Source organism: Exiguobacterium sp. PvP048 (assembly GCF_040549175.1).
Taxonomy (GTDB): Bacteria; Bacillota; Bacilli; order Exiguobacteriales; family Exiguobacteriaceae; genus Exiguobacterium_A; species Exiguobacterium_A artemiae.
In genome coordinates this window covers 112,133-134,887 of sequence record NZ_JBEPSU010000006.1, presented here as the reverse complement: position 1 = coordinate 134,887, position 22,755 = coordinate 112,133, and the positions used below count along the sequence as shown (strand labels likewise).

Annotated in this window: 22 protein-coding genes; 16 read left to right on the top strand and 6 right to left on the bottom strand. The window is 40.9% G+C overall.

The window, feature by feature from the left end; all coding sequences use genetic code 11:
- Positions 1–22 precede the first annotated feature (22 nt).
- The 4 genes from ABIC15_RS11865 to ABIC15_RS11850 are packed head-to-tail and all read left to right on the top strand — an operon-like array spanning position 23 to position 7,183.
- On the top strand, positions 23–1,426 hold the full coding sequence (locus tag ABIC15_RS11865) for an ATP-binding protein (protein WP_354020789.1): 1,404 nt from the start codon (positions 23–25) through the stop codon (positions 1,424–1,426).
- Between the two features lie 4 nt (positions 1,427–1,430).
- A complete protein-coding gene (locus ABIC15_RS11860) occupies positions 1,431–4,181 on the top strand; it encodes a Z1 domain-containing protein (RefSeq protein WP_354020788.1) in 2,751 nt (916 codons plus the stop codon).
- Positions 4,168–5,127: a PD-(D/E)XK motif protein gene (locus ABIC15_RS11855; RefSeq protein ID WP_354020787.1), complete on the top strand. Its 960-nt coding sequence runs from the start codon at positions 4,168–4,170 to the stop codon at positions 5,125–5,127. The genes ABIC15_RS11860 and ABIC15_RS11855 overlap by 14 nt, the downstream gene beginning before the upstream one ends.
- 1 nt (position 5,128) lies before the next feature.
- Positions 5,129–7,183 carry an AIPR family protein gene (locus ABIC15_RS11850; protein ID WP_354020786.1) on the top strand — a complete coding sequence of 685 codons (2,055 nt, stop codon included), beginning with the start codon at positions 5,129–5,131 and terminating at the stop codon, positions 7,181–7,183.
- Between the two features lie 75 nt (positions 7,184–7,258).
- On the opposite strand, the gene ABIC15_RS11845 is transcribed toward ABIC15_RS11850, so the two are convergent.
- The 4 genes from ABIC15_RS11845 to ABIC15_RS11830 all read right to left on the bottom strand — a co-directional run bounded on the left by ABIC15_RS11845 (position 7,259) and on the right by ABIC15_RS11830 (position 10,515).
- Complete coding sequence (locus tag ABIC15_RS11845; RefSeq protein WP_354020785.1) at positions 7,259–7,570, bottom strand: nucleotide pyrophosphohydrolase; 312 nt, start codon at positions 7,568–7,570, stop codon at positions 7,259–7,261.
- Complete coding sequence (locus tag ABIC15_RS11840) at positions 7,567–9,201, bottom strand: DUF2075 domain-containing protein (RefSeq protein ID WP_354020784.1); 1,635 nt, start codon at positions 9,199–9,201, stop codon at positions 7,567–7,569. The genes ABIC15_RS11845 and ABIC15_RS11840 overlap by 4 nt, the downstream gene beginning before the upstream one ends.
- A 179-nt stretch (positions 9,202–9,380) precedes the next feature.
- Positions 9,381–9,788 (bottom strand): type VII toxin-antitoxin system HepT family RNase toxin, encoded by a 408-nt coding sequence (hepT, locus tag ABIC15_RS11835; protein ID WP_354020783.1) that lies wholly within the window; start codon positions 9,786–9,788, stop codon positions 9,381–9,383.
- A gap of 298 nt (positions 9,789–10,086) precedes the next feature.
- On the bottom strand, positions 10,087–10,515 hold the full coding sequence (locus tag ABIC15_RS11830; RefSeq protein WP_354020782.1) for a VOC family protein: 429 nt from the start codon (positions 10,513–10,515) through the stop codon (positions 10,087–10,089).
- A 212-nt stretch (positions 10,516–10,727) separates the two neighbouring features.
- On the opposite strand from ABIC15_RS11830, the gene ABIC15_RS11825 reads away from it, so the two are divergent.
- The 3 genes from ABIC15_RS11825 (at position 10,728) to ABIC15_RS11815 (ending at position 12,294) form a co-directional block, all read left to right on the top strand.
- Positions 10,728–11,741 (top strand): LacI family DNA-binding transcriptional regulator, encoded by a 1,014-nt coding sequence (locus ABIC15_RS11825; RefSeq protein ID WP_354020781.1) that lies wholly within the window; start codon positions 10,728–10,730, stop codon positions 11,739–11,741.
- A 200-nt stretch (positions 11,742–11,941) separates the two neighbouring features.
- The gene (locus ABIC15_RS11820; protein WP_256442214.1) at positions 11,942–12,064 is read left to right on the top strand and encodes a hypothetical protein; all 123 of its coding nucleotides are present in this window, start codon (positions 11,942–11,944) and stop codon (positions 12,062–12,064) included.
- Between the two features lie 80 nt (positions 12,065–12,144).
- The gene (locus ABIC15_RS11815; RefSeq protein WP_312846456.1) at positions 12,145–12,294 is read left to right on the top strand and encodes a hypothetical protein; all 150 of its coding nucleotides are present in this window, start codon (positions 12,145–12,147) and stop codon (positions 12,292–12,294) included.
- 71 nt (positions 12,295–12,365) lie between these two features.
- Here ABIC15_RS11815 and tnpB (ABIC15_RS11810) read toward each other — a convergent pair whose 3' ends face one another.
- A complete protein-coding gene (gene tnpB, locus ABIC15_RS11810; RefSeq protein ID WP_354020780.1) occupies positions 12,366–13,538 on the bottom strand; it encodes an IS200/IS605 family element RNA-guided endonuclease TnpB in 1,173 nt (390 codons plus the stop codon).
- Between the two features lie 91 nt (positions 13,539–13,629).
- Between tnpB (ABIC15_RS11810) and ABIC15_RS11805 the strand changes: the two genes are divergently transcribed.
- From ABIC15_RS11805 to ABIC15_RS11785, 5 genes are all read left to right on the top strand, one after another.
- Positions 13,630–13,983 (top strand): hypothetical protein, encoded by a 354-nt coding sequence (locus ABIC15_RS11805; RefSeq protein ID WP_354020779.1) that lies wholly within the window; start codon positions 13,630–13,632, stop codon positions 13,981–13,983.
- Positions 13,980–14,381, top strand: coding sequence for a carbohydrate binding domain-containing protein (locus ABIC15_RS11800; RefSeq protein ID WP_354020812.1), 402 nt, complete (start codon positions 13,980–13,982; stop codon positions 14,379–14,381). The genes ABIC15_RS11805 and ABIC15_RS11800 overlap by 4 nt, the downstream gene beginning before the upstream one ends.
- A gap of 190 nt (positions 14,382–14,571) precedes the next feature.
- Positions 14,572–15,744: an IS200/IS605 family element RNA-guided endonuclease TnpB gene (gene tnpB, locus ABIC15_RS11795; protein ID WP_354020811.1), complete on the top strand. Its 1,173-nt coding sequence runs from the start codon at positions 14,572–14,574 to the stop codon at positions 15,742–15,744.
- Between the two features lie 140 nt (positions 15,745–15,884).
- Positions 15,885–16,358, top strand: a complete 474-nt coding sequence (locus ABIC15_RS11790) for a hypothetical protein (RefSeq protein ID WP_354020778.1) — start codon at positions 15,885–15,887, stop codon at positions 16,356–16,358.
- Positions 16,359–16,554: 196 nt separating this feature from the next.
- Positions 16,555–16,854: an excalibur calcium-binding domain-containing protein gene (locus tag ABIC15_RS11785; protein WP_114597016.1), complete on the top strand. Its 300-nt coding sequence runs from the start codon at positions 16,555–16,557 to the stop codon at positions 16,852–16,854.
- 46 nt (positions 16,855–16,900) lie between these two features.
- On the opposite strand, the gene ABIC15_RS11780 is transcribed toward ABIC15_RS11785, so the two are convergent.
- Positions 16,901–17,224, bottom strand: a complete 324-nt coding sequence (locus ABIC15_RS11780) for a thioredoxin family protein (protein WP_012369239.1) — start codon at positions 17,222–17,224, stop codon at positions 16,901–16,903.
- Positions 17,225–17,525: 301 nt separating this feature from the next.
- On the opposite strand from ABIC15_RS11780, the gene ABIC15_RS11775 reads away from it, so the two are divergent.
- The 4 genes from ABIC15_RS11775 to ABIC15_RS11760 all read left to right on the top strand — a co-directional run bounded on the left by ABIC15_RS11775 (position 17,526) and on the right by ABIC15_RS11760 (position 22,659).
- Positions 17,526–18,395, top strand: a complete 870-nt coding sequence (locus ABIC15_RS11775; protein ID WP_354020777.1) for a cation diffusion facilitator family transporter — start codon at positions 17,526–17,528, stop codon at positions 18,393–18,395.
- A 199-nt stretch (positions 18,396–18,594) separates the two neighbouring features.
- Positions 18,595–19,083 carry a MarR family winged helix-turn-helix transcriptional regulator gene (locus ABIC15_RS11770; protein ID WP_354020776.1) on the top strand — a complete coding sequence of 163 codons (489 nt, stop codon included), beginning with the start codon at positions 18,595–18,597 and terminating at the stop codon, positions 19,081–19,083.
- Entirely contained in the window at positions 19,076–20,800 is a 1,725-nt protein-coding gene (locus ABIC15_RS11765) for an ABC transporter ATP-binding protein (RefSeq protein ID WP_354020775.1), read from the top strand. The genes ABIC15_RS11770 and ABIC15_RS11765 overlap by 8 nt, the downstream gene beginning before the upstream one ends.
- A complete protein-coding gene (locus ABIC15_RS11760; RefSeq protein ID WP_354020774.1) occupies positions 20,797–22,659 on the top strand; it encodes an ABC transporter ATP-binding protein in 1,863 nt (620 codons plus the stop codon). The genes ABIC15_RS11765 and ABIC15_RS11760 overlap by 4 nt, the downstream gene beginning before the upstream one ends.
- Positions 22,660–22,755 lie beyond the last annotated feature (96 nt).

Sequence of the window (22,755 nt, the reverse complement as noted above, 5' to 3'; positions counted from 1 at the left end):
TAATTGATGGTGGTGAAGTAAAATGAATGAAATTGTAAAACCTAATTTAAGTAATTTTATAAAATCTTTAAGAGATTTCGGATATAATTTCCAAATAGCATTAGCTGATATTATTGATAATAGTATAGCTGCAGAATCTAAAAATATTTTAATTGAAACTGAATCAGATCCTAGCACTAAATTAAGTGTATTAGATGATGGTTTTGGAATGACAGAAGAAGAATTGATTGAAGCAATGAGATTAGGGAGTAAAGATCCTGAAGATCAACGTGAAAAAAAAGATTTAGGACGTTTTGGATTAGGATTAAAAACTGCTTCTTTTTCTCAATGTAAAAGCTTAACTGTTATTAGCAAAAAAAATGGAGAAATGTATTCTAGAAGATGGGATTTAGAATTAATTATAGAAAAAAATGAATGGTTGTTGATTACTCCAGATTTTAATGAATTTGAAAATGATGCTTTATTCAAAAAGCTGATATCTCAAAAATCAGGAACTTTGGTTATATGGGAAAAAATTGATACGATTCATAAAAATGAATATCCTGAAGAAATAATTTTACTTAGAAGCCATTTAGCTTTAGTATTCCATAGATTTTTGGAGGGTAATATTAAGGGCAGAAAATTTTTTATGAGTTTAAATAATAACGAAATTAAGGGATTTAATCCGTTTAATGAGAATAATTTAGCTACACAAACTTTACCAGACCAAATAATAAAAGTTAATAATAAGCGAATTAAAATTACGCCTTATATCTTACCACATCACAGTAAATTATCTAATTTAGAATATGATAAATATGCAACTAATGATGGTTATACAAAGTCGCAAGGATTCTATTTGTATAGAGGTGGACGCTTATTAATTCATGGAACTTGGTGGGGATTGAATAAAATTTCTGATGCTCATCGATTGATTAGAATTAGAGTAGATATCTCAAATGATCAAGATTCTATCTGGAACATAGATGTAAAAAAATCGATAGCATACCCAAATTCTTTAATAAAAAATGAGCTGAAAAAAGTACTGAATAATATTTTGAATAGAGGTCAAAATGTTTATTCACGAAGACCACAAATTTTAGAGGATAAAAGTGTTTTTCCATTCTGGAATGTAACTCACACTGATGGAGCAGTTAAGTTCAAGTTAAACCAGAATCATCCAATACTAGATTATTTGAAAAAGACAATAAAAAAAGAAGAAGATTTTGTATTAAACACTTATCTAAAAGGTGTTGAAGCTTATATTCCTATTACTGCTATCGAAGCATATGTAATTACAGAACCTAAAAAAATTAATCAAAAAGATTTGATTAAAGAACACGAGAAAAAAGAACTATTAAATAGTTTGTTAAGCCTTGATTTAACTAAAGAACAAATTGAATCATTACTAAAAACTGAATTATTTAAAGAACTTCGGGAGGAATGAAATCATGCAAAGAAATTCTTATCAAATTTTCAAGGAAGAGATTACAAATATTCTAGAACAAAAGCCTAAACCGTTATTTGAAAATCAAATTGAAGACGCAGTTGATGGTTTTAAAAAAATACAAGAAGACGCAGGTTTACTTAATTTTTTTGCTATGAAGTATGAATTAAGTAATTTAAAAAAACTTGATGAAAAACAATGGTCACGTATGGTTAGAGAGTTAGAAACCGATTATGACGTAAGAACAAACATGGGAATAATTGTGACTGGAGAACAGCAAAAAGAACGGGATAGTACTTGGTGGTCCCATAAACAGAAGCTTTCGCAAGAAAATTATTACAATGAAAATTATAAAAAATATATGAGTAGTTCATTACCTAACGATGTAATTAAAAATACTGACGAAGATACAGATATTGTTATGAATTACTTAGGAAATCCAAATGAAGAACAGTTTGAAAGGTATGGAATGGTTGTAGGACATGTGCAGTCTGGTAAAACAGGAAATTATTCATCTCTAGTGTGTAAAGCAGCTGATGCTGGCTATAAATTTATAGTTGTAATTGCAGGTGCAATGAACAATTTACGAAATCAAACGCAAGAACGTTTAAATTCATCTTTTATTGGACGTGATTTAAATGAAAGGGTTGGAGTAGCAAAGTTAGCTAATTATAGAGAAGATAAGAGACCTATTAGTCTGACTTCAAAAACTAAAGATTTTAATAGGGCTGATGCTGATAGAAATTCACAAGGAATTAGTTTAGACAGCATTTCGAGTCCTGTTATTGTAGTAATTAAAAAAAATACAAGAACGTTAGACAATGTAATAAGTTGGATTGAGAATCACTACTCTTCTGGTGTAAACAAGCATGCCATGTTACTAATTGATGATGAGTCTGATTATGCATCAATCAATACAAAAGAAGAAGAAGATCCTACCAAAATAAATGAAAAAATTAGAGCATTGCTAAAGTTGTTCAAAAAGAGCTCTTACGTAGCATATACAGCAACTCCTTATGCAAACATTTTTATTGATCATAATACGGATACTGAAAGTTTAGGAAAAGATCTTTTTCCGGAAGATTTTATATATTGCTTGAACGCACCAAGTAATTATTTAGGCGCCGAGAAAATTTTTATGGATAAAAATCAAGCTTACTTTTATGATGTGGATGACGCGGCAGATATCATTCCTCCTAAACATAAAAAAGATTATGAATTACCTGAATTACCAAATAGCTTAAAAGATGCAGTTAGATTATTTTTAATTAATATTGCAATAAGACATCTTAGAGATCAAGAGAATAAACACAATAGTATGCTAGTACATGCCTCTAGATTTACTAATGTCCATAAAAACATTGCATCAAATATTAATGATTACTACGAAAAACTAAAACAGGCTCTAGAAAGCGATGGTAAAAAAGATAACTCTTCATTAAAAAATGAAATTATAGGTGATATTAAAAATACTTTTGAATACCATCATGAAGATAAGATTGAATTTGAGTGGAGTAAAATTATTTTTAAAATAACAGATATAATTTCAAAAGTACAAATTTTTGAAGTTCATAAAGATACAAAATTAAAATTGGAATATCGTGACGATGTTGCTAGTAACGTAATCGTTATAGGTGGAACTAGTTTATCGAGAGGTTATACTCTGGAAGGATTATCAATCAGCTATTTTTTAAGAACGACTGTTTTTTACGATACGTTAATGCAGATGGGAAGATGGTTCGGATATAGAATGGGCTATGAAGATTTATGTAGAATTTATACTACTCAAGATACATTCGATAAGTTTAAAACAATAACAGAAGCGACATTAGATTTAGTAGATGACCTAAAAGAAATGTCTGAGAATGAAATGACACCTAGAGATTTCGGATTAGCAGTTAAACAACATCCCGATAGTGGTCTTCAAGTTACAGCTAAAAATAAACTTAAGAATTCTGGTTCTATCGATTTTGAAATGAAGTTGGATGGACACCTAAAAGAAACTTCATGGATTTTGAAAGAAACATCAGCTAATCAAAGAAATATTGAATTAATCAAAGGATTTGTAAAAAAAATTATAAAAGAAGATTATGTACAACCGAAAGAGCGTTATTGGATAGATATTCCTAGAGAAATAATTTTAAACTTTGTAAATGAGTTCAATGTTTATGAAGCACCTTTAGATGATTTAGGTATGAAATCAAAAATGCCAATCAAATTTATTAAGAAGTATATAGAACAAGTAAATAGTTTATGGGACATAGCTATATATTCAGGGAACAGTTTGAAAAAGTTAAATATTGATGGAATAAATGGTTCATATCAAGAACGGAAAGTAACTGATAGAGGAAATTTTTTCGAAGTGGAACATAGACAAGTTTCTTCAGGAAATGCAGAAAATATTTCGATTTCTTTAGAAACATTAAATCAAATAAAAGAGTTAAAAAAATTGAATACAGAACAAAAAAATAAACAAAAAAAGAATGAAAATGAAGATGTAGAAAATGTAATAACTAATTACTCGGTTCGAAAAGCGGTAAGGAACAAAATGGTTAAACCACTATTAATGCTACACATTATTGATGCGGAAGTTAAAGAGAATAATACTGAAAGTAGAGAAATGAGATTAGAACTAGCTGCATTCGGAATAAGTTTTCCAGGAGGAATTCAGAGTACTTACGGTAATGTTAAGTTACAAGTTAATACAGTGTACCTTCAACAAATGATGGAGGATGAATATTATGACGATTATTGAAAATCCTTGGATAGTTATGTCTAGTGGTAGTCAAAGAAGAGCCAGTATGATTCATGATATTTATTGGATTAGAGAAGAAATAGAAGGTAAATATGGATTGAAAATTTCTCTGAATTTTATATTAGAAGACAGTGATTTAGATATAGGGAGTATAAAACTAAAAAACATTGAGGTATTTGAAAATAAAACCTCTAAAAAAACTCAATTTTACTTGCTACTAAAAGATCAGTCTGCATATGAATTATTTTATCAACTCTGTAATGATTTAATTATTAAAGCAGAGACTATTGAGAATGAGCAAGCTCTTGTTAAAATTATATTTAATAGGTTAAATAGATGGAAAAATTTACTTGTTAATGATTTTGAAAAAAGCGTCCCTTTAGAGATTCAAATGGGTTTATTCTCTGAACTAGATACTTTATTAAATTATGTCTCGAGTAAACGATGTATTGAGGATGCAGTTTGTTCCTGGGGTGGGCCTGATGCAGATAGACAAGACTTTATATTAGAAAATCTAGCTTTAGAAGTTAAGTCTCATAAATCAGGTAAATCAGAATGTGTTACTATATCAAACTTAAATCAACTCTTTTCAACAAAAGTAAACTTTCTCCTGAGAGTTTACTCATTAGATAAAAACGAAAACGGAATTACGATTGAAGATTTAGTACAAGAGATCAAAAAGCTACTTCTAATTAACGATTCATATAAAGAAATTGATCTTTTAGAACAAAAAGTCAATCAATACGGGTATTTCGACAGTATACATCAAAAAGATTTAATCACTTTTAAAGTAGATAAAATCTCCATGTACAATATAAGCAACGAATTCCCAAAATTAGTAGTTGAGGATATACCAAAAGAAATTATAAATCTTAAATATCAAATTGATTTAGCAAAATGTAAAAAATTTTTAGTGGATGAAGATTTATCAAAAGGAATGATGTAAGATGGGAAATTTAAAAGAATTTCATAAAGATTTTATTCAAACAACGCTTTCGATTGCAGATAGTCGAGGATTGTTGAATCCACAAGCTTTTTTTGAGAACGTTTGCGAAGATTTAGTTTCCACCGGTGAACTATCTGTTAATTATACAGAAGCAGATATAAAAAACTTAAATGGAAGAAAGCCCATTGAAGCATATGGTTTTGATTTTGATGATGAGAGAAAAATATTATCAGTCTTAACTCACGAATTTTTTCAAGAAGACGAAATTAAAACCTTAACTTTGGATAATATTAATAAAAAAATTAAAAGATTGAGTAACTTTGTGGCTAAATGTTTTGAAGGTCTTTATCAAGATTTGGAAGAAACGTCACCTGCTTATTCAATGGCGTATCAAATTTACTTTAAATACAAAAATAATGAAATAAACAAAGTAAAATTATTTTTGTTAACTGACGGTCAGATTAGTCGTAATTTTAAACGCATAGAATCATATTCCTATGAACATCTTGAATTTGAAATGAGAATTATAGATATTGAATATCTATTTAATAACTACAGTTCCAAAACGACCGATAGCTCTTTCGAAATAGATACAAATATTCCTTATTTAAAAATTCCTGGTGAATCAGAGATTTATGATTCTTATCTTTCTTATTTGAATGGAAATCAACTTTTTGATATATATGATCAATTTGGTAAAAGATTATTAGAACAGAACGTGAGAACGTTTTTACAATTTAGGGGATCTGTTAATAAAGGCATACGAAATACTATAAGTGGAGCACCGCAAGATTTTTTTGCCTACAACAATGGAATAACTGCAACAGCGTCGAAAATTGAAACTGAAGGTGGCGTTATTACAAAACTTTATGATTTCCAGATTGTGAATGGCGGTCAAACTACTTCTTCCATTTATGCCGCTAAAAAGAAAGAAGGAATAGACGTTAGTCGGGTTTCTGTTCAAATGAAGCTATCAGTCATTAATGCTGGTGAATCACATTCTGAATTTGTATCAAAAGTTGCAGAATATGCAAATACACAAAACAAAGTAAATAAGTCGGACTTTTTCTCTAACAGTCCGTTTCATAAAGATATGAAAACGTATTCTACAAGAACTTGGGTTAATCCAATTAATGGTAGTCAGAAAAGAACAAAGTGGTATTATGAGCGGGTTAGAGGAGAATATTTAAATGAGCAGCTTTATCTAACTAAAGCGAATCAAAAAAGATTTATGATTGAACATCCTAAAAATCAACTAATTGATAAGACATTTCTAGCGAAAAGTGAAAGTACATGGTTACAAAAACCTCATGTTGTAAGTAAAGGGGCACAGTATTGCTTTAGTGACTTTGCTACGTACATTACAGAGCTTTTAGAAGTGAATAATCTTGCTATAACGGAAAGTTACTTTCAAGATGCAGTTTCACGAATAATATTATTTAGAACAGTAGAAAAAATGATATCAAATGCAGACTGGTATACTGGAGGATATAGAGCTCAGACAGTAACTTATACAATTGCATACCTATCATATTGGGTAAACAAAAAGAAAAAGTATTTTAATTTTAGTAATGTATGGGAAAATCAATCAATTGATAGAGACCTTTCAAAGGAAATTGAATTTATTGCAAAAAATATACATGAGAAAATAATTCATCCACCTACAGGTCAATCTAACATTTCTCAGTGGTGTAAAAAAGAATCTTGTTGGGAAGAAGTAAAAAAAATAGATTTAAGTTTATCTATTCCTGAAAGGTTTCTAAAAAATAAAGAAGAAGTAATGTATGAGAAAAAAGAAGAAAAATCTTTAAAGAAATTAGATTCTAGTATAGAAAGGCAAGCCTTTGTTGTCGAATTAGGTATAGAAAAATGGAAGCAAATTTTTGAATACTGTAGCAAAGATGAGAATAAAAAAGGATTGACTGAATCTTCTATGAGATCTCTTTCAAGTATAGCCAACAAACGTGACTATTATCCTGCTACAGATAAACAAATTAATGAGCTATTCAAGATATATGAAAGAGTTGTACTAGATGAAGGCCTGGTATTAAAATGATTTTTAAAATAAGACTTTCTAAAAGATTAATTCTTTTAGAAAGTCTTATTTTAATGCATTTAAAAAAATATAGAATTATTCAATGGGATTGATTTTATATTTGATTCCATTCTTCCTAATCTTATCTACTACAATCTCTTCCACATCTACATTCAACTCACTACATAACGTCAGCGCATAAATCAACACATCGGCAATTTCTTCTTTGATATTTTCCTGATTTTCTTCCCACGCTTCTTCGCTGGTTCGCCACTGGAAGGCTTCGAGTAACTCGGATGCCTCGATAGACAAGGAAATCGCTAAATCTTTTGGATTATGGTGTAGTCGCCAGTTTCGTTCGTCACGGAAGTCATCGATTTTTTGTATTAATGCTTTGATTTCGTTCATAGCTGTGTCTCCTTTAGTTGTAATAATCGGGCGCGTAATTGAGGATTGGTTGCGTACAGATAAAGCCCTTTGACGCCACGCTTCAACAGGACGTTCAGGGAGTTCAAAATGATTTCTTCCTTGGCACGTTCGTTTTCTGATCGACTTAAGTCTTGGCGGGAAACAAATGCTCCGGTATCTTTATATGACGTTGGATCGAGCTTCAATTGTTGAGTCGTTTCATCGTACTGAATTGATGGACCGAGGACGACACCGACGTAGTTTAAATCAAAGCCTTGAATGGTATAGATCGAACCTACTTCCTGAATTGTTTCCGGTTGTTCTGCCCATGTTGTATGGGGATAAGTACGATTCCACGGAAGGTTGATTCCGCCTTCGTCAACAAAGTAGTCGGCCCCATCTTTTTTATGCAGGTAGTCAAACGTCGAGACGATTCGGGATAAACCGTGCTGTTCGTTTTTCGAGAAAATCGCCTGCTTGAAGGTTTCCGGATCCTCGAAGATCTGTAAATCATAATTTGAATCACTCGGAATCGGTAAGAGCTCGCGTTCCACCAGCCGATTGATCCAGTGCAATGTCTGCGGACTCGCTTGCATCCGGAATTGATTGGATAATTGCAGCGTCTTTGTCGAAAAGGGACCGACGATGTCCTGCAAGGTCGTACGTCCCCAGTGACTTTTAATCTTGAGGACTTGTTTTGGATCAAAGATCAGAATTGTAATTTTACTGCGTGTAATGATTTCATGCAGTTGATTTTGTTGGTGGAAATTGTTGTAGGCATCTTCTTTTGTGAGTAACAGATGGGCTTCGTCCACGAGCACGATGTCAGCAGTCCGCTTTTGTTTATCTAATGTATTCAAGAAGGGGGTTGGCTTTTGAAACTGCTTTTTCTTTAAGTTCGGTAGGCTGCTGGCAATCGATTTATACGTCTTGAGCATTTCACCATGGTTGACGAGTAAGTAGTTATCCGTCTGATACAGTGCAGAATCTGCTTCTTTCGTTAAATCCTGGATCGTATTGAACAAGGAGCTGAGTAACACACTTTTTCCTGTTCCGGCGTCACCTTCTACAATGAAAACATGATGACCGGTTTCGGTGATTTTTGTTTTACAAAATGTTAAGATTTCCTCTTTGACTTCTAGTTGTTGCTCAGACAATTCACGAAACGGAGAGAGTTTGTAGACGTCTTTGTTTCGTAACTGATCGAGTGTTCCTTCCGCAATCTGCTCCTCTCGTAACTGTTGCCAGATGTTTTCAAAAACCGTCTCATTGAAAAAATTTTTTCGGAAATAGTTGTGCATCTGACGGGAGACAGTTTGGCTGACATTTTGCAGTGTATAGCGACCATCTGCAATTAAAAAGTTAATCAAATTGGATTCGATATTGTAAGTAGCCGATTGGTTAAATTGTTCATGCCCAATTAAAATCGATTCGTCGAGCTGCTTCCGACGAGGATCTTTTAAATGGGCTTTTAACCGTTGATTTTTTTGAACGGTTTGTCCGACGTAAGCTTGTGCTTTTGACCGGTTATACAACAGATAAACGATTGGATAATTGTCTATGTAGAGCGTTCGACTACGTGTTACATCCGCGTAGTTAAACCGGTACTTTTCAAAATAAAGTTTCTCCAAAACATGTGTCCATCCTTCCAGTGACGTTACAAGGTATTTAAAAAGTAGTTCTTATTAAATATAGCATGATGAATGAACAATTGTTATTTAAAGGGAATTTGGTTGGGCTTATTCTGAATATACTAGGTTATTTACTTTAAAATGTTTATTTGAGAAGGGGGATGAAGCATGAAAATCTGTCAGTCTTCCAACTGGATAACAATCTGTTCAAATGTTAAGAAATCATCTATGTGCTTCTCTAAAATAGCCTGGAGAATATTTAAATCAAGTGACGGGTAGTCATGGATTGCGATATTACAAAATCCCATCATATTCATTAGACTTGTAGATAGGGAAGAATTGATAAAGTGCGCTTCCTTTAATAGTTTAAATCCATCCTGACTTGCTTTAGGTAATCCCAGTTTTCGTGTACTTACGACATACATTGCCATATCGATAGAAGCTTGGCATATCCGTTGCAAATTTAAGATGATGCTATCTTGTCTGGTTAAATCACTTAAATTTTTGGAGTCATTATTATAGACTTCGTTCATTCTAATGATGCAACGTTTGATCGTCGCTTGTTTTTGTAAAAGGATCTCGTTCATTTCTTGCGACACGTCCTTTCTTACAAAATAGATAATGGTATATCTGATTTTAACCATTCTATAACACCTTGAAAAAAATCGTTATGATCTAAAAAAAGTAAGACCCGACGAAATCCGCCAGATCTTACTTTTTATCAGGAATGCATTCCCGTCACTCGACTCCTGCAGGAAAAAGCGCAGGGATCTGCGCTGTCAGAGGCAAACAAGACCCGAGTCCGTGTCCGGAGGACAAAGGAGGCGCGGCTTGTGCCTCGCCTGAGGAAAGCGAGTGAAAGGGAAGCATGGCGCAGCGAGCAATTTACGCTGTTACTTCACTCACCTCATGGTTGAGCTGCCATTGCACACCAAACGGATCTTCGACAATGCCGTAGGCTTCACTCCAAAACGTTTTTTGAATCGGCATGATGACGTTACCGTCTTGAGCCAGTTTATCGAACGTCTCATGAATGACTTGGATATCTGGCAAATGCAGAGCCAGCGTGACATTTTGTCCGATCGCCACCGGATCATGCGGCATCGCATCAGAAAACATGACGCGTGTGCCGTGAACAATTAATTGCGAATGCAGGACGAGTGACTGGACGTCTTTTTCAAACGGTTGATCGTCCGGACCATTGCCGGGACCAAACTCCATGATGTCGGGAATGTCCTGGCCGAAGACTTTGGCGTAATAATGAATCGCCTCACGGGTATTACCGTTGAAAACCAGATAGGGGGTAATCGGCATAGTAATGCTCCTCTCCATTTTAAACACGGCTGACTGATATTTATAGTATGCCAAACGTTTGTTCTTATTTAAAGGTTTCTCGAGTACGAAATGAAAGCGATATCATTTATTTTGCGAATTCCGATTAAATTCTAAAAAAATGGTTGTATCTTTCCAAATCACCGTCTATACTAAATTTATCGAAAGCGCTTTCGGTGAAATGGAGTGGTTACATGGGTACAATTTATGATTTAGCGAAAATAACCGGTTTTTCGATCACCACGGTCTCAAAAGCCTTAAATAACTATTCCGATGTCAGTGAGAAGACGAAAGCAAAAATCGTTCAGGCAGCAGCCGATATGGGCTACTTACCGAACGCCCATGCCCAGTCACTTTCGACGAAACGGTCCTGGACAATCGGCGTCATGTTCTCGGAAGCACATGGAGTCGGAATGATGCATCCGTTCTTTAACGCGATCATCGAAAGTTTCCGAAAAGCAACAGAGCAACAGGGTTATGACTTAATCTTCGCTTCGCGGAATTTGCGTAATCGGGACATGAGTTATCTCGAGCATTTCCGGCATCGGGCGGTCGATGGCATCGTCGTCATCTGTTCCGATCAAATGGATCAACACGTTCAGGAACTGATTCAAAGTACGATTCCAATCGTTGTCGTTGATATGGACAGTACCGATTGCAGTGTCGTTTTCTCGGATAATCTGACCGGCGGCGCACTTGCCGTTAATCACTTACACCAGCTGGGTCATCGACTAATCGCCCATATCGCGGGGGATACGACGACTGACGCAGGATCGGCTCGGATTGAAGGGTACAAACAAGCAATGGGACGCTTAGGATTACCGATTCCTGATGAATATATCGTCAGCGGAGGATTCTTTTCGGTCGAAGAAGGAAAAAAGGCAATGCAAGAGTTACTCGCACTGCCGGAACAACCAACGGCTGTCTTTGTTGCAGGTGACCAAATGGCCATCGGTGCCATTGACGCAATTCATGAAGCTGGCTTACGGATTCCGGAAGATATTTCGATTGTTGGCTATGACGACATCGAACTGGCTAAGTTCATTACACCAAAGCTGACAACGGTCCGGCAAGATACGGATACGATCGGACAGCATGCAGCGAACCTTTTAATCGAACAGATCGTCAACAAACGACGTGTCATGACGACGGATATCATTCCAGTCGACTTGATCGTCCGTCAGTCGACTGGACCCGTAAAACCATAATTTTTTTCGGAATCGCTCTCGCAGGTTGTCTTCGAGAAAACGCGAGAGCGGTTTCGAAATACATGATATTTTTTTGTACGTTTCCGAAAGGGCTTTCGGATTTTTTTTAGACCATTTACGAAAGCGCTTTTGATATTTTCGGATAATAAATGAGACCGCTTACTTAGGGGACTACTAAAACCAGACAAGGATGGGATGACATGAAAAAGAAGTTTGTCAGCGTATTAACAATCGGCGCATTAACAGCAAGCGTTTTAGCAGGATGTTCAGGCGGCGAAGAGGAAAAAACGAGCGGTGGCAATCGCCACAATGTCGATCTTTAAATTCATCGGTTCGTGGAAGAACTACATCATGCCGCTCGTCCTGTTTTTCTCACCGAAAAAAATACACATTACCGGTCTTGATGGGCTTCCTTAAAGAATCACAAGTCGCAGAAAATCTCGGCTCGTTTTATCTTGGGATCGCGATTTTCGCCGTACCGATTATGATGGCTTTCTTGTTTCTATCGAAATACATCGTCAGCAGCATCTCAGCTGGTGCCGTCAAAGATTGAACTACCTCCACCTACGCTGTGCTTAGATGTGGAAGATTCCTGATTTATCCGACCTATCGATCGAAAATTGATCAGGCTAACCCCGTCGTCCCGACGGTTGAAGAAGCCAAGATACGCTCGGCCTCTTGTTTGAGATTCAGTCCTGCGTTCACATCACGGTCGTGATGGACCCCGCAACTCGGGCATGTCCACTCACGCAAACCAAGATGTTTCACGTCTTTGTTTTGATGACCGCAACTCGAGCACAGTTGGCTCGAAGCAAAGGTCTTCCCGACCTTCACGACGGTCTTCCCGTACCAATCTGCCTTGTACTCGATCATACGGAAGAACTCCGACCAACTGACCTCAGAGATGGACTTGCTTAACTTGCGGTTATGCTGCATGTTCTTCACCTGCAAGGTCTCGATGCCGATGATGTCGTGGTTTTTGACGATTTCGGTCGAAACCTTGTGCAGGAAATCGGTCCGCTTGTTGGCAATCTTCTCGTGGATACGGGCGACCTTCCGCTTTTGTTTTTGATAGTTCTTCGCCTCGGACAGCGTGACTTTCTTGTTCAGGGCGATGAGCTGACGACGGGACAACTTACGTTGTTCACGCACTAGTCTCTTCTCGAGCGTGCGGAAGCAACGGTCGTTCTTGTACACCGTGCCGTCCGACAGGATGGCAAAGTTCTTGAGTCCGACGTCGACTCCGACGGATGAGCCCGTCTTCGGCAGTTCGTGGATCTCCTGCTCGACGAGCAGGGAGACGAAGTATTTTCCTGAAGCATTACGGCGTATGGTGGCGTTCAAAATGCGTCCTTCGACCTGCTTGGAGTGGGCGAAACGAACCCATTTGAGCTTAGGGAGTTTGAGTCTGCTTGCATGAATCGAGATTTCAGGAAGTTGAGACTTTCCTTGGATATTCGTCTTGTAGGATTGAACAGGTTTTCGCTTCGACTTGAATCGAGGTCGTTCGTTCTGTTTATTGAAGAAGCGATCATACGCATCAGCCAGATGCTTGACGCTAGATTGCACGGAAGTGCTGTCTACTTCCTTCAACCAGTCGAACGCTTCCTTTAACATCGGAATTTCTTTGGAACAAGAACCATAAGATAGTCCTTTCCCTGTCACTTTGTAGGTTTCTTCCCACTTAGCTAAGAAGTGGTTGAAGACGAAGCGTGAACAACCAATCGTTTTGGCAATCAGAATTTTTTGCTCTTTTGTCGGGTATGTTCTGAATTTGTAAGCCTTGTATTTCAACATGATTTTCACCTCCTTAAAGAGAATATACCCGAAATGAAAGCTGGTGATTCATCTCCCGCTTTCATTTGGGCTTCGCCCTTAACGCTTAGAAGTGAGAGTATCCTCACCTGATTTTAATAAATACACCGGTAAAGACTACCACTTCCCGGACAGCGGACAGCTTGAACAATGGCATACGTATGCTGTCGATTATGTCCGGGTCTATGATTTGACGAACCGCGACTACCATGAACCGGTCGACCCGGTGACACGTGACTTTACGTTCAAGACCAATCCGGCAAAAGGACAGACCGCGACTTTGACACAACAAGGTGTCCAGCCAAAAGAAAACCATCAGTATGTCCTGCGTTTTAAAACGAAAGCGGAACGAATCAAAGAACCGCAAGTCAAGCTGACGAAGTCGACCGGTCGCCGCTCAAAAACGGTTCGTTTGCGGACGGACTGAACTTTTGGAGTTCGTATGTCCATTATGACGCGCAAGCCGTCGTTTCGAACGTCAATGACGCAACGAAACTCGCCATCGTATCAGAAGGACAGGAGCCATGGAGCGTTCTGCTTGAGCAAGGCAACTTACAGCTTGTCAAAGGGCAGACGTACCAACTGACGTTTAAGGCATCTTCAACGGTCGCACGGCCACTTGAAGTGACCGTGGAAAACGCAGCGTATACGCGTTACTTCAGTGAAATCTTCGAACTAGGCACGGAAGAAAAAACATATCAGTTTGACTTTACGCTCGGTCAGGATGATACAGCCGGACTGAAATTCCTGCTCGGGAAAGCAGCCGGTTCACCGTTCGCGGCACATGACGTGACGATTGATGATGTGAAGTTAGAACTGAAGTAAGAGAACACGGAATCAAGAATAAAAGCATCCAGGACTACCCTCGTTTCGATATATGAGGAAAGACTTGGATGCTTTATTTTTTTTATCAAAAATTAGGCGATTCATCTCCCACTTCTAAACAAAGTGAAAGTGGGAGATGAATCGCCAACCTCCCTTTCGGGTATATTTCCTTTAAGGGAGGTGAAAAATGGTGTTGAAGCACAAGGCCTACAAATTCAGAATCTACCCCACGAAAGAGCAGGAAATACTGATCGCGAAGACCATGGGTTGCTCGCGCTTCGTCTTCAACTACTTCTTATCGAAGTGGGATGAGACGTATAAAGCGACAGGCAAAGGACTGTCTTATGGTTTTTGTTCGAAAGAAATTCCGATGCTGAAGCAAGAGTTCGACTGGCTGAAAGAAGTCGATAGCCATTCGCTCCAATCGAGCGTCAAACACCTGACCGATGCGTATGACCGCTTCTTCAACAAGCAGAACGAACGGCCTCGATTCAAGTCGAAGCGCAATCCCATCCAGTCGTACAAGACCAACATACAGGGCAAGTCTCAACTTCCGGAAGTCTCGATCGTCGGAAACAAGCTCAAACTTCCGAAGCTGAAATGGGTTCGTTTCGCCTATTCAAAGCAGGTCGAAGGCCGTATCTTGAACGCCACGATCCGACGTAACGCTTCAGGCAAATACTTCGTCTCCCTGCTCGTCGAGCAGGAAATTAGCGAACTGCCGAAGACCGGTTCATCCGTCGGCGTCGACGTCGGACTCAAGAACTTCGCCATCCTTTCGGATGGCACGGTATACCAAAACGACCGTTACTTCCGTTCGCTCGAGAAAAAGCTGGCGCGTGAGCAACGAAAACTCTCTCGTCGTCAGCGCATCGCCTTGAACAAGAACGTACAACTTTCCGAGGCGAAGAACTATCAGAAGCAGAAGCGAAAGGTCGCCTGCATCCACGAGAAGATTGCCAACAAGCGCACCGACTTCCTGCACAAGGTATCGACCGAGATCGTCAAAAACCACGACGTCATCGGGATCGAGACCTTGCAAGTGAAGAACATGCAGAAGAATCGTAAGTTAAGTAAGGCCATCTCTGACGTCAGCTGGTCAGAGTTCTTCCGTATGCTGGAATACAAGGCGGGCTGGTACGGGAAAACCGTCGTGAAGGTCGGCAAGACCTTTGCTTCGAGCCAACTGTGCTCGAGTTGCGGTCATCAACATAAGGACGTGAAACATCTCGGCTTGCGAGAATGGACATGCCCGAATTGCGGGATCCACCACGACCGGGATGTGAACGCAGGACTGAATCTCAAACGAGAAGCTGAACGTATCTTCGCTTCTTCAACCGTCGGGACGACGGGGTTAGCCTGATCATTTTTCGACCGATAGGTCGGATAACTCAGGAATCCTCCACCTCTTAGCGTAGGTGGAGGTAGTTCAATAAAAGGGATTTAAAACCAATTAAGAGAAAATAACACTAATGCCATTTCATACTTAGGAGGAACACCATCATGGTTTGTTCGACAAAACAGTATATCGCTTTATTTGCCGTACTTTTATTTGCAACGATTGCTGTCAACGCTTGGCCGGCGAGTATTCATCCCGACGGTACGATTGGACTGCTTCAAATCGCAGCATCCTTCGTTTGGCTGATCATTTTAATCGGTTCGGTAATGCTCGTCCGCGAAGAAAAGACGCTTTCGTTTGTATTCTATTATCTAAGCTTTGGGTTTGTTGCCGGCATCGTAGTCTATTTGGTGACGTTCTTTGAGCGGTACTGGCTGGGCGAACTTTGGTTTGATCTCGTCTCGGGCATTCAATATCCGTTTTATTTTTTATTTGCGGTTCCGCTGTTTGGGTTCAATGCCTGGTTGGATGTTTCGTACGGACAATTTGCGATGTTTGCCGGGTTTGCTTATATCGTGCTTGCGATTGGCGTAAGTGTCCGGTCCAAAAAGCTCGAAGCAAAACGGTTGCGGTACTGACCATACAGGACTATGAGAATTTGATAAGACATTCATATGAGATCTGTCGCGAAGCGATGGGTCTTTTTTTTGTTCATCGAAACTGTCTGACAAATCATCTCTCTAAAAATCAAAAATTAAAAACAGATTCTAACAAAAATCGCTATAATCAAATTATCACTAATATTTGGAATTAAAAAAACAAGGAGGAATAGACATGAACAAAGCAGTAAAACTCATCATGACAGGTGTACTCAGCCTTTCTTTGATCAGCGTGACTTCAGCTGAAAGCCATGCGGCAACAAAAGCGAAGGCATTCAAGAACTGTACGGAGATGCAGAAGAAGTACAAAGGCGGCGTTTCGAAGAAAGCTGGACTTAAAAACCGGACAGGATACGACAAAAAAGGGAAAGCTATCTATAAAGAAACGAAATACAAAGCGTATGTCAGCCTAGCGACGTACAAACTTAATACAAAAAGCGACCGTGACAAAGACGGTATCGCCTGCGAACGTTAAAAAAAGACCCGCTTCCGATTTTTTCGGAAAGCGGGTCTTCGTCTGTTTAGTTGAAGTTTTTCTTGAGGAAGTCTGTGACTTCTTCCGGTGTTTTTGCGTTGGCACTGTGCAAGTGACCCAGTTTCTCGTTATTTTGGAAGACGAGTAAGCTTGGAATACCCATGACGACGTTGTCTGATGCGATTTCCGGGAATTCATCTTTGTCGATTGTATAGATCGGCAGTTCGCTGAATTGTGATTCGACATCCGGCATGAAGTAGTCCATCCGTTTACAGTCTGGGCACCAGTCGGCTTCGAACTTGATGATGACCGGTGTTTCGCTTGCGATTAACTCTTTGAATGTATCTTCACTCTTAATGTAGTTACTCATGTATTAGTTCCCCCTGTTGTTGGTGTGTATCTTTAGTCTACTGATTCCAGACGCAAGATGCACGGATTATGATTGAAGAAGGTCCGGGTTCTGCAAAAATGTTGTAGAAGAAAATACCTAAAGTATGCGCAAATTGCACAAGAAGCACCAATCCACAATAAAACATCATTTGCCTTCAGGAAACACTATTGGTCTTTTGTTAATTAACTAGTTTTAAGCAAAATGATTTCTATAGACCCACTTGATTTTGACCTGTTACGATGAGGTTTGCTAATTGACAGAGCGAGTGGGGGCGACAGAAATGGATCAGCAAAAATATGATAATTTAAAGCTTGGTGAGCGTGGTGCGATCATTAGCATCATTGCCTATATTGTTTTATCAATTGTTAAATTGATTGTCGGCTACACGGCGGATTCAGCGGCCTTACGGGCGGATGGTTTAAACAATACGACCGATATCATCGCGTCGATTGCCGTCTTGATCGGGTTACGAATTTCAAGACGTCCGGCAGATGACAACCATAAATACGGACACTGGAAAAGTGAGACGATTGCCTCGATGGTCGCTTCCTTCATTATGATGGCCGTCGGATTACAGGTCTTGATCGATACCGTTTCGACGTTATTCGAAGGAAAACAGGAGTCACCGGACATCGTCGCGGCTTACGTCGGAATCGGTTCCGCCGTTGTGATGTATTTCGTCTATCGTTACAATCGAAGCCTGTCACGGAAAATTAACAGTAAAGCGGTCATGGCGGCTGCAAAAGATAACTTATCCGATGCCTGGGTCAGTATCGGGACGACGATCGGGATTATCGGTTCCCAGTTCGGGATGCCGTGGCTGGATACCGCGACGGCAATCGTCGTCGGATTCCTGATTTGTAAAACGGCGTGGGATATCTTCTCGGAAGCGTCCCACGAATTGTCGGATGGATTTGATGAACAGAAGCTGAAGATGTATGAAGATGTGATTTTTGATTTAGAAGGTGTCAAAGGAATCAAGTCAATCAAGGGACGGAATTATGGGAATAATGAAGTCGTTGATGTCGTGATTCTCGTCAACTCGCAATTGAACGTCCATCAAGCCCATGATATCGCGACGAAAGTCGAAGATACGCTGACGGATGAATATGGTGTCTACGATATTCATGTCCATGTTGAGCCGGAATGAGTCTCTGCCGAGCTGATCAGGCTGAACAACCATTTAACAGTCCAATTTCGATTGGGCTTTTTTATGGGATTTCCAAAAAATATTATGTGCATTTTCACATTGTTTTTGCGTTGACATTCAGTCTAAATGGGCGTAATTTAGTTTACATGGATAATCGTTCGATATGGAACGATTCAAAATGGAACACGGAGGTGAAAGGATGGAAACCGAACAAAAAGAGCCGGTTCGTTCAACGACCATGATGCAGTCGTTTTGGAATGTGCAGCGTCATCTTGTCCGCGCGGCGCATCAGACAGCGCAGGAAAATGGACTCAGTTTACCGCAATTTCACAGCTTGATGACGATTGCCCCACGAAGTCCGATTACACAAAAGGAACTGGCCGTGCATACCCATCTGCCGAAAAGCACGCTCAGTCAATCAATAGAAGGATTGGTGCAGTCGGAATGGGTGATCCGGGAGACGAATCCGGACAACCGGCGGGAAGTCGTCTTACGTTTGAGTGATCACGGACGGCAATTCGTTGAGACGATCAAACAACAGGAAGCGGGGATGCAACAACGGCTCGAGCAGGTCCTCGATCAGATCGATCCCGCCGTCTTTGAACAGATGTTGCAGACCCATGCGCAGATTGCAGAAGGATTAAAAGAAATTTTGTCACCAGGAAACGGAGGCTGTACAGATGATTAAGCTACTCAAAAATCTGACGACCTATAAATGGGCAGTTTTTACTGTCTTGATCCTCGTCTTCGCCCAGTCGATGTCAGATTTATATTTACCGACGTTGATGGCCGACATCATTGATAAAGGAGTCGTGACGGGGGATACGGCATACATTTGGAAAATCGGGGCCGTCATGCTCGGGATTACTGGACTTGGCGCGCTCGCGGCGATTGCTGCCAGCTACTATTCCTCGAAAGCCGCGATGGGACTCGGCCGCGACATTCGCCGGAAAGTCTTTAACCACGTCGAACGGTTTACGCTACAGGAGTTTGATCAACTCGGAACGGCTTCATTGATCACACGGACGACAAACGATATCACCCAAGTCCAGCAGGTCGTCATCATGATGCTGCGGATGGTCGTCAGTGCGCCGATCATGTTCGTCGGTGGACTGATCATGGCCGTCTCGAAAGATGCCAAACTGTCGCTTGTCATTGTCGCGGCGATGCCGGTGTTGGTCATTTCGATTTTATTGATTCTTTGGAAAGGGGTCCCGTTGTTCGGCCAAGTCCAAAAACGGCTCGACCGCTTGAATCTCGTTTTGCGGGAAAACCTGACCGGGATTCGTGTCATCCGGGCCTTTAACCGGGAATCCCAGGAAAAAGTCCGGCTGACAAAAGCGAATGCCGATTTGACGGACGTCTCGATCAAGGTCAATAAAATCATGGCCTTTTTGATGCCGGTCATGATGCTCGTGATGAACTTGACGGTCGTCGGTGTCATATGGTTCGGCGGTATCCGGATTAATAACGGCGGGATGCAAATCGGGGATTTGATGGCGTTCATTCAATACGTCATGCAAATCATGTTTGCTCTCGTCATGGCGTCCGTCATGTTCGTCATGATTCCCCGGGCGGCCGTCTCGGCGAAACGGATTAATGAAGTCCTTGAAATGGAGCCGACGATGGTCGATGCCGGAACGGCTTCTGCGGATCAAGAACGCGGTACGCTTGTCTTTGACGGGGTGACGTTCAGTTATCCGGGAGCCGAGGCACCGGTCCTGTCCGATATCAGCTTTACTGCCCGACCTGGTGAAATCACGGCTGTGATTGGTGGAACCGGTTCCGGAAAATCAACGCTCGTCAATTTGATTCCGCGCTTTTATGACGTGACGGAAGGCAGCATCCAAGTCAACGGCGTCGACAGCCAAGCCGTCCCGCAGGAAGAATTGCGTTCGAAAATCGGCTTTGTCCCGCAAAAAGCGTTGCTGTTTACGGGAACAATCGCGGAGAACATCCGGTTCGGAAAAGAGGATGCGACGGACGAAGAAATCCGGCATGCGGCACAAGTCGCTCAAGCAACTGATTTCATTGAACGGATGCCGGACCGATATGAATCAATGATTGAACAAGGCGGTTCCAACGTCTCCGGTGGTCAAAAACAACGCTTGTCGATTGCTCGGGCACTGGTCCGGAAACCGGATATTTATGTCTTTGATGACAGCTTCTCGGCGCTTGATTTCAAAACCGACGCGACGTTACGGAAAGCTTTGAAACAGGAAACGCAAGACGCAACCGTTCTGATTGTCGCGCAACGCGTCAGTACCGTCATGGATGCCGATCAAATCATTGTCCTGGAAGAAGGACGTGTGGCCGGAATCGGGACACACGATGAACTGTACGAAACGAACGAAGTCTATCAGGAAATCGTTAAATCTCAACTGTCCGAGGAGGAAATCGCATGAGTACCAGTAATACGAAACGACCTGCCGGCGGCCCTCCCGGTGGAGGTCCCGGCGGCGGGAACATGATGATGATGGGCGAAAAACCGAAAAACTTTAAAGCGACGTTCCGCCGGTTACTCGGTTACCTGAAACCACGCCGGAACGCTCTCATAGCGGTCTTTGTCGCGGCGATTCTCAGTACGATCTTCATGATTGCCGGACCGAAAATCATGGGGACGGCGATCACGGAACTGTTTGAAGGCGCCTATGCCAAGTTCCAGGGTGTACCGGGAGCAGCAATCGACTTTACGAAAATCGGACAGATCCTGTTGTTGCTCGCGGGACTGTATGTCGTCAGCAGTCTGTTCAGTTATCTGCAACAGTATCTGATGTCGGGCATCGCGCAAAAAACAGTCTATGATTTACGGGAAGATGTAAATCAGAAGCTCGAGCGGTTGCCGCTGAAGTATTATGACGGCCGACCGAACGGGGAAACGCTCAGCCGGGTCACGAATGACATCGATACGATCGGAAGTACATTGCAACAAAGTGTGACGTCGTTCATCACGTCGATCGTGACGATTGTCGGCATTTTAATCATGATGCTGACAATCAGTCCGCTGTTGACGTTGATTTCGCTCGTCTCGTTACCAATCTCGATTTTTGCGATTCGTCCGATTTTGAAACGGTCGCAAAAATACTTTGCCGATCAACAACGGACACTCGGACAACTGAATGGTCATGTCGAAGAGATGTATACGGGGCATCCGGTCGTCAAAGCGTTTGGTCATGAACGCAGAGCGGTCGAACAATTTGATGCCGTGAATGAAGAGTTATATGAAGCGGGACGAAAAGCCCAGTTCATCTCCGGAATCATCATGCCGATGATGATGTTCATCGGGAACATCAGCTATGTTCTGATCAGTGTCGTCGGCGGGATTTTAGTCACTCAGCGCAGCATCTCGATCGGAGATATTCAAGCGTTCATCACCTATACACGCCAATTCACACAACCGATCACACAAACGGCCAATATCGCGAACATCGTTCAGTCGACGGTCGCCGCTGCCGAACGGGTCTTTGAATTGTTGGATGAAGAAGAGGAAGTCAAGGAAGTAACGACGCATCACTTAACAAAAGCCGACGGCGCGGTTGCCTTCGAGCATGTTGACTTCGGTTACGGCGAACAGCTGTTGATTGAAGACATGAACATCGATGTCAAACCGGGTCAGACGGTGGCAATCGTCGGTCCGACTGGTGCCGGGAAAACGACGTTAATCAACCTATTGATGCGGTTTTATGAGTTAAACCGTGGTGTCATCCGCATCGACGGGATCGATACACGGAAGATGTCTCGCGAAGATTTACGGACGACGTTCGGTATGGTCCTGCAAGATACGTGGCTTTTTAACGGTACGATTCGTGACAATCTCGCTTATGGAAAAACCGGGGCGACGGAAGAAGACATCGTCGAAGCCGCGAAAACGGCTCATGCCGATCACTTTATCCGGACGTTGCCGGACGGTTACGATACCGTCTTAAATGAAGAAGCATCAAATATCTCACAAGGGCAAAAGCAGTTGTTGACGATTGCCCGGGCAGTCCTCGCCGATCCACCGATCATGATTCTCGATGAAGCAACGTCAAGCGTCGATACGCGGACGGAGATTTTTATTCAACAGGCAATGAAACGTTTGATGGAAGGACGGACAAGTTTCGTCATCGCCCATCGTCTGTCGACGATTAAAGATGCGGATTTGATTTTGGTCATGGATCAAGGGCGGGTCATTGAACAGGGCACACATGAAGCCTTGCTCGAAGCGAACGGCTTTTATGCCGATCTTTACAACAGTCAGTTCTCGGAAAAAGAAGTCGTGTAACAACAGCTGATTTCAACTGCAAACAAATCAACGGCAGCATCCTGATGGGGATGCTGTCTTTTTTTGAATCTTTTTTCTTGCACTCATATACCTAAG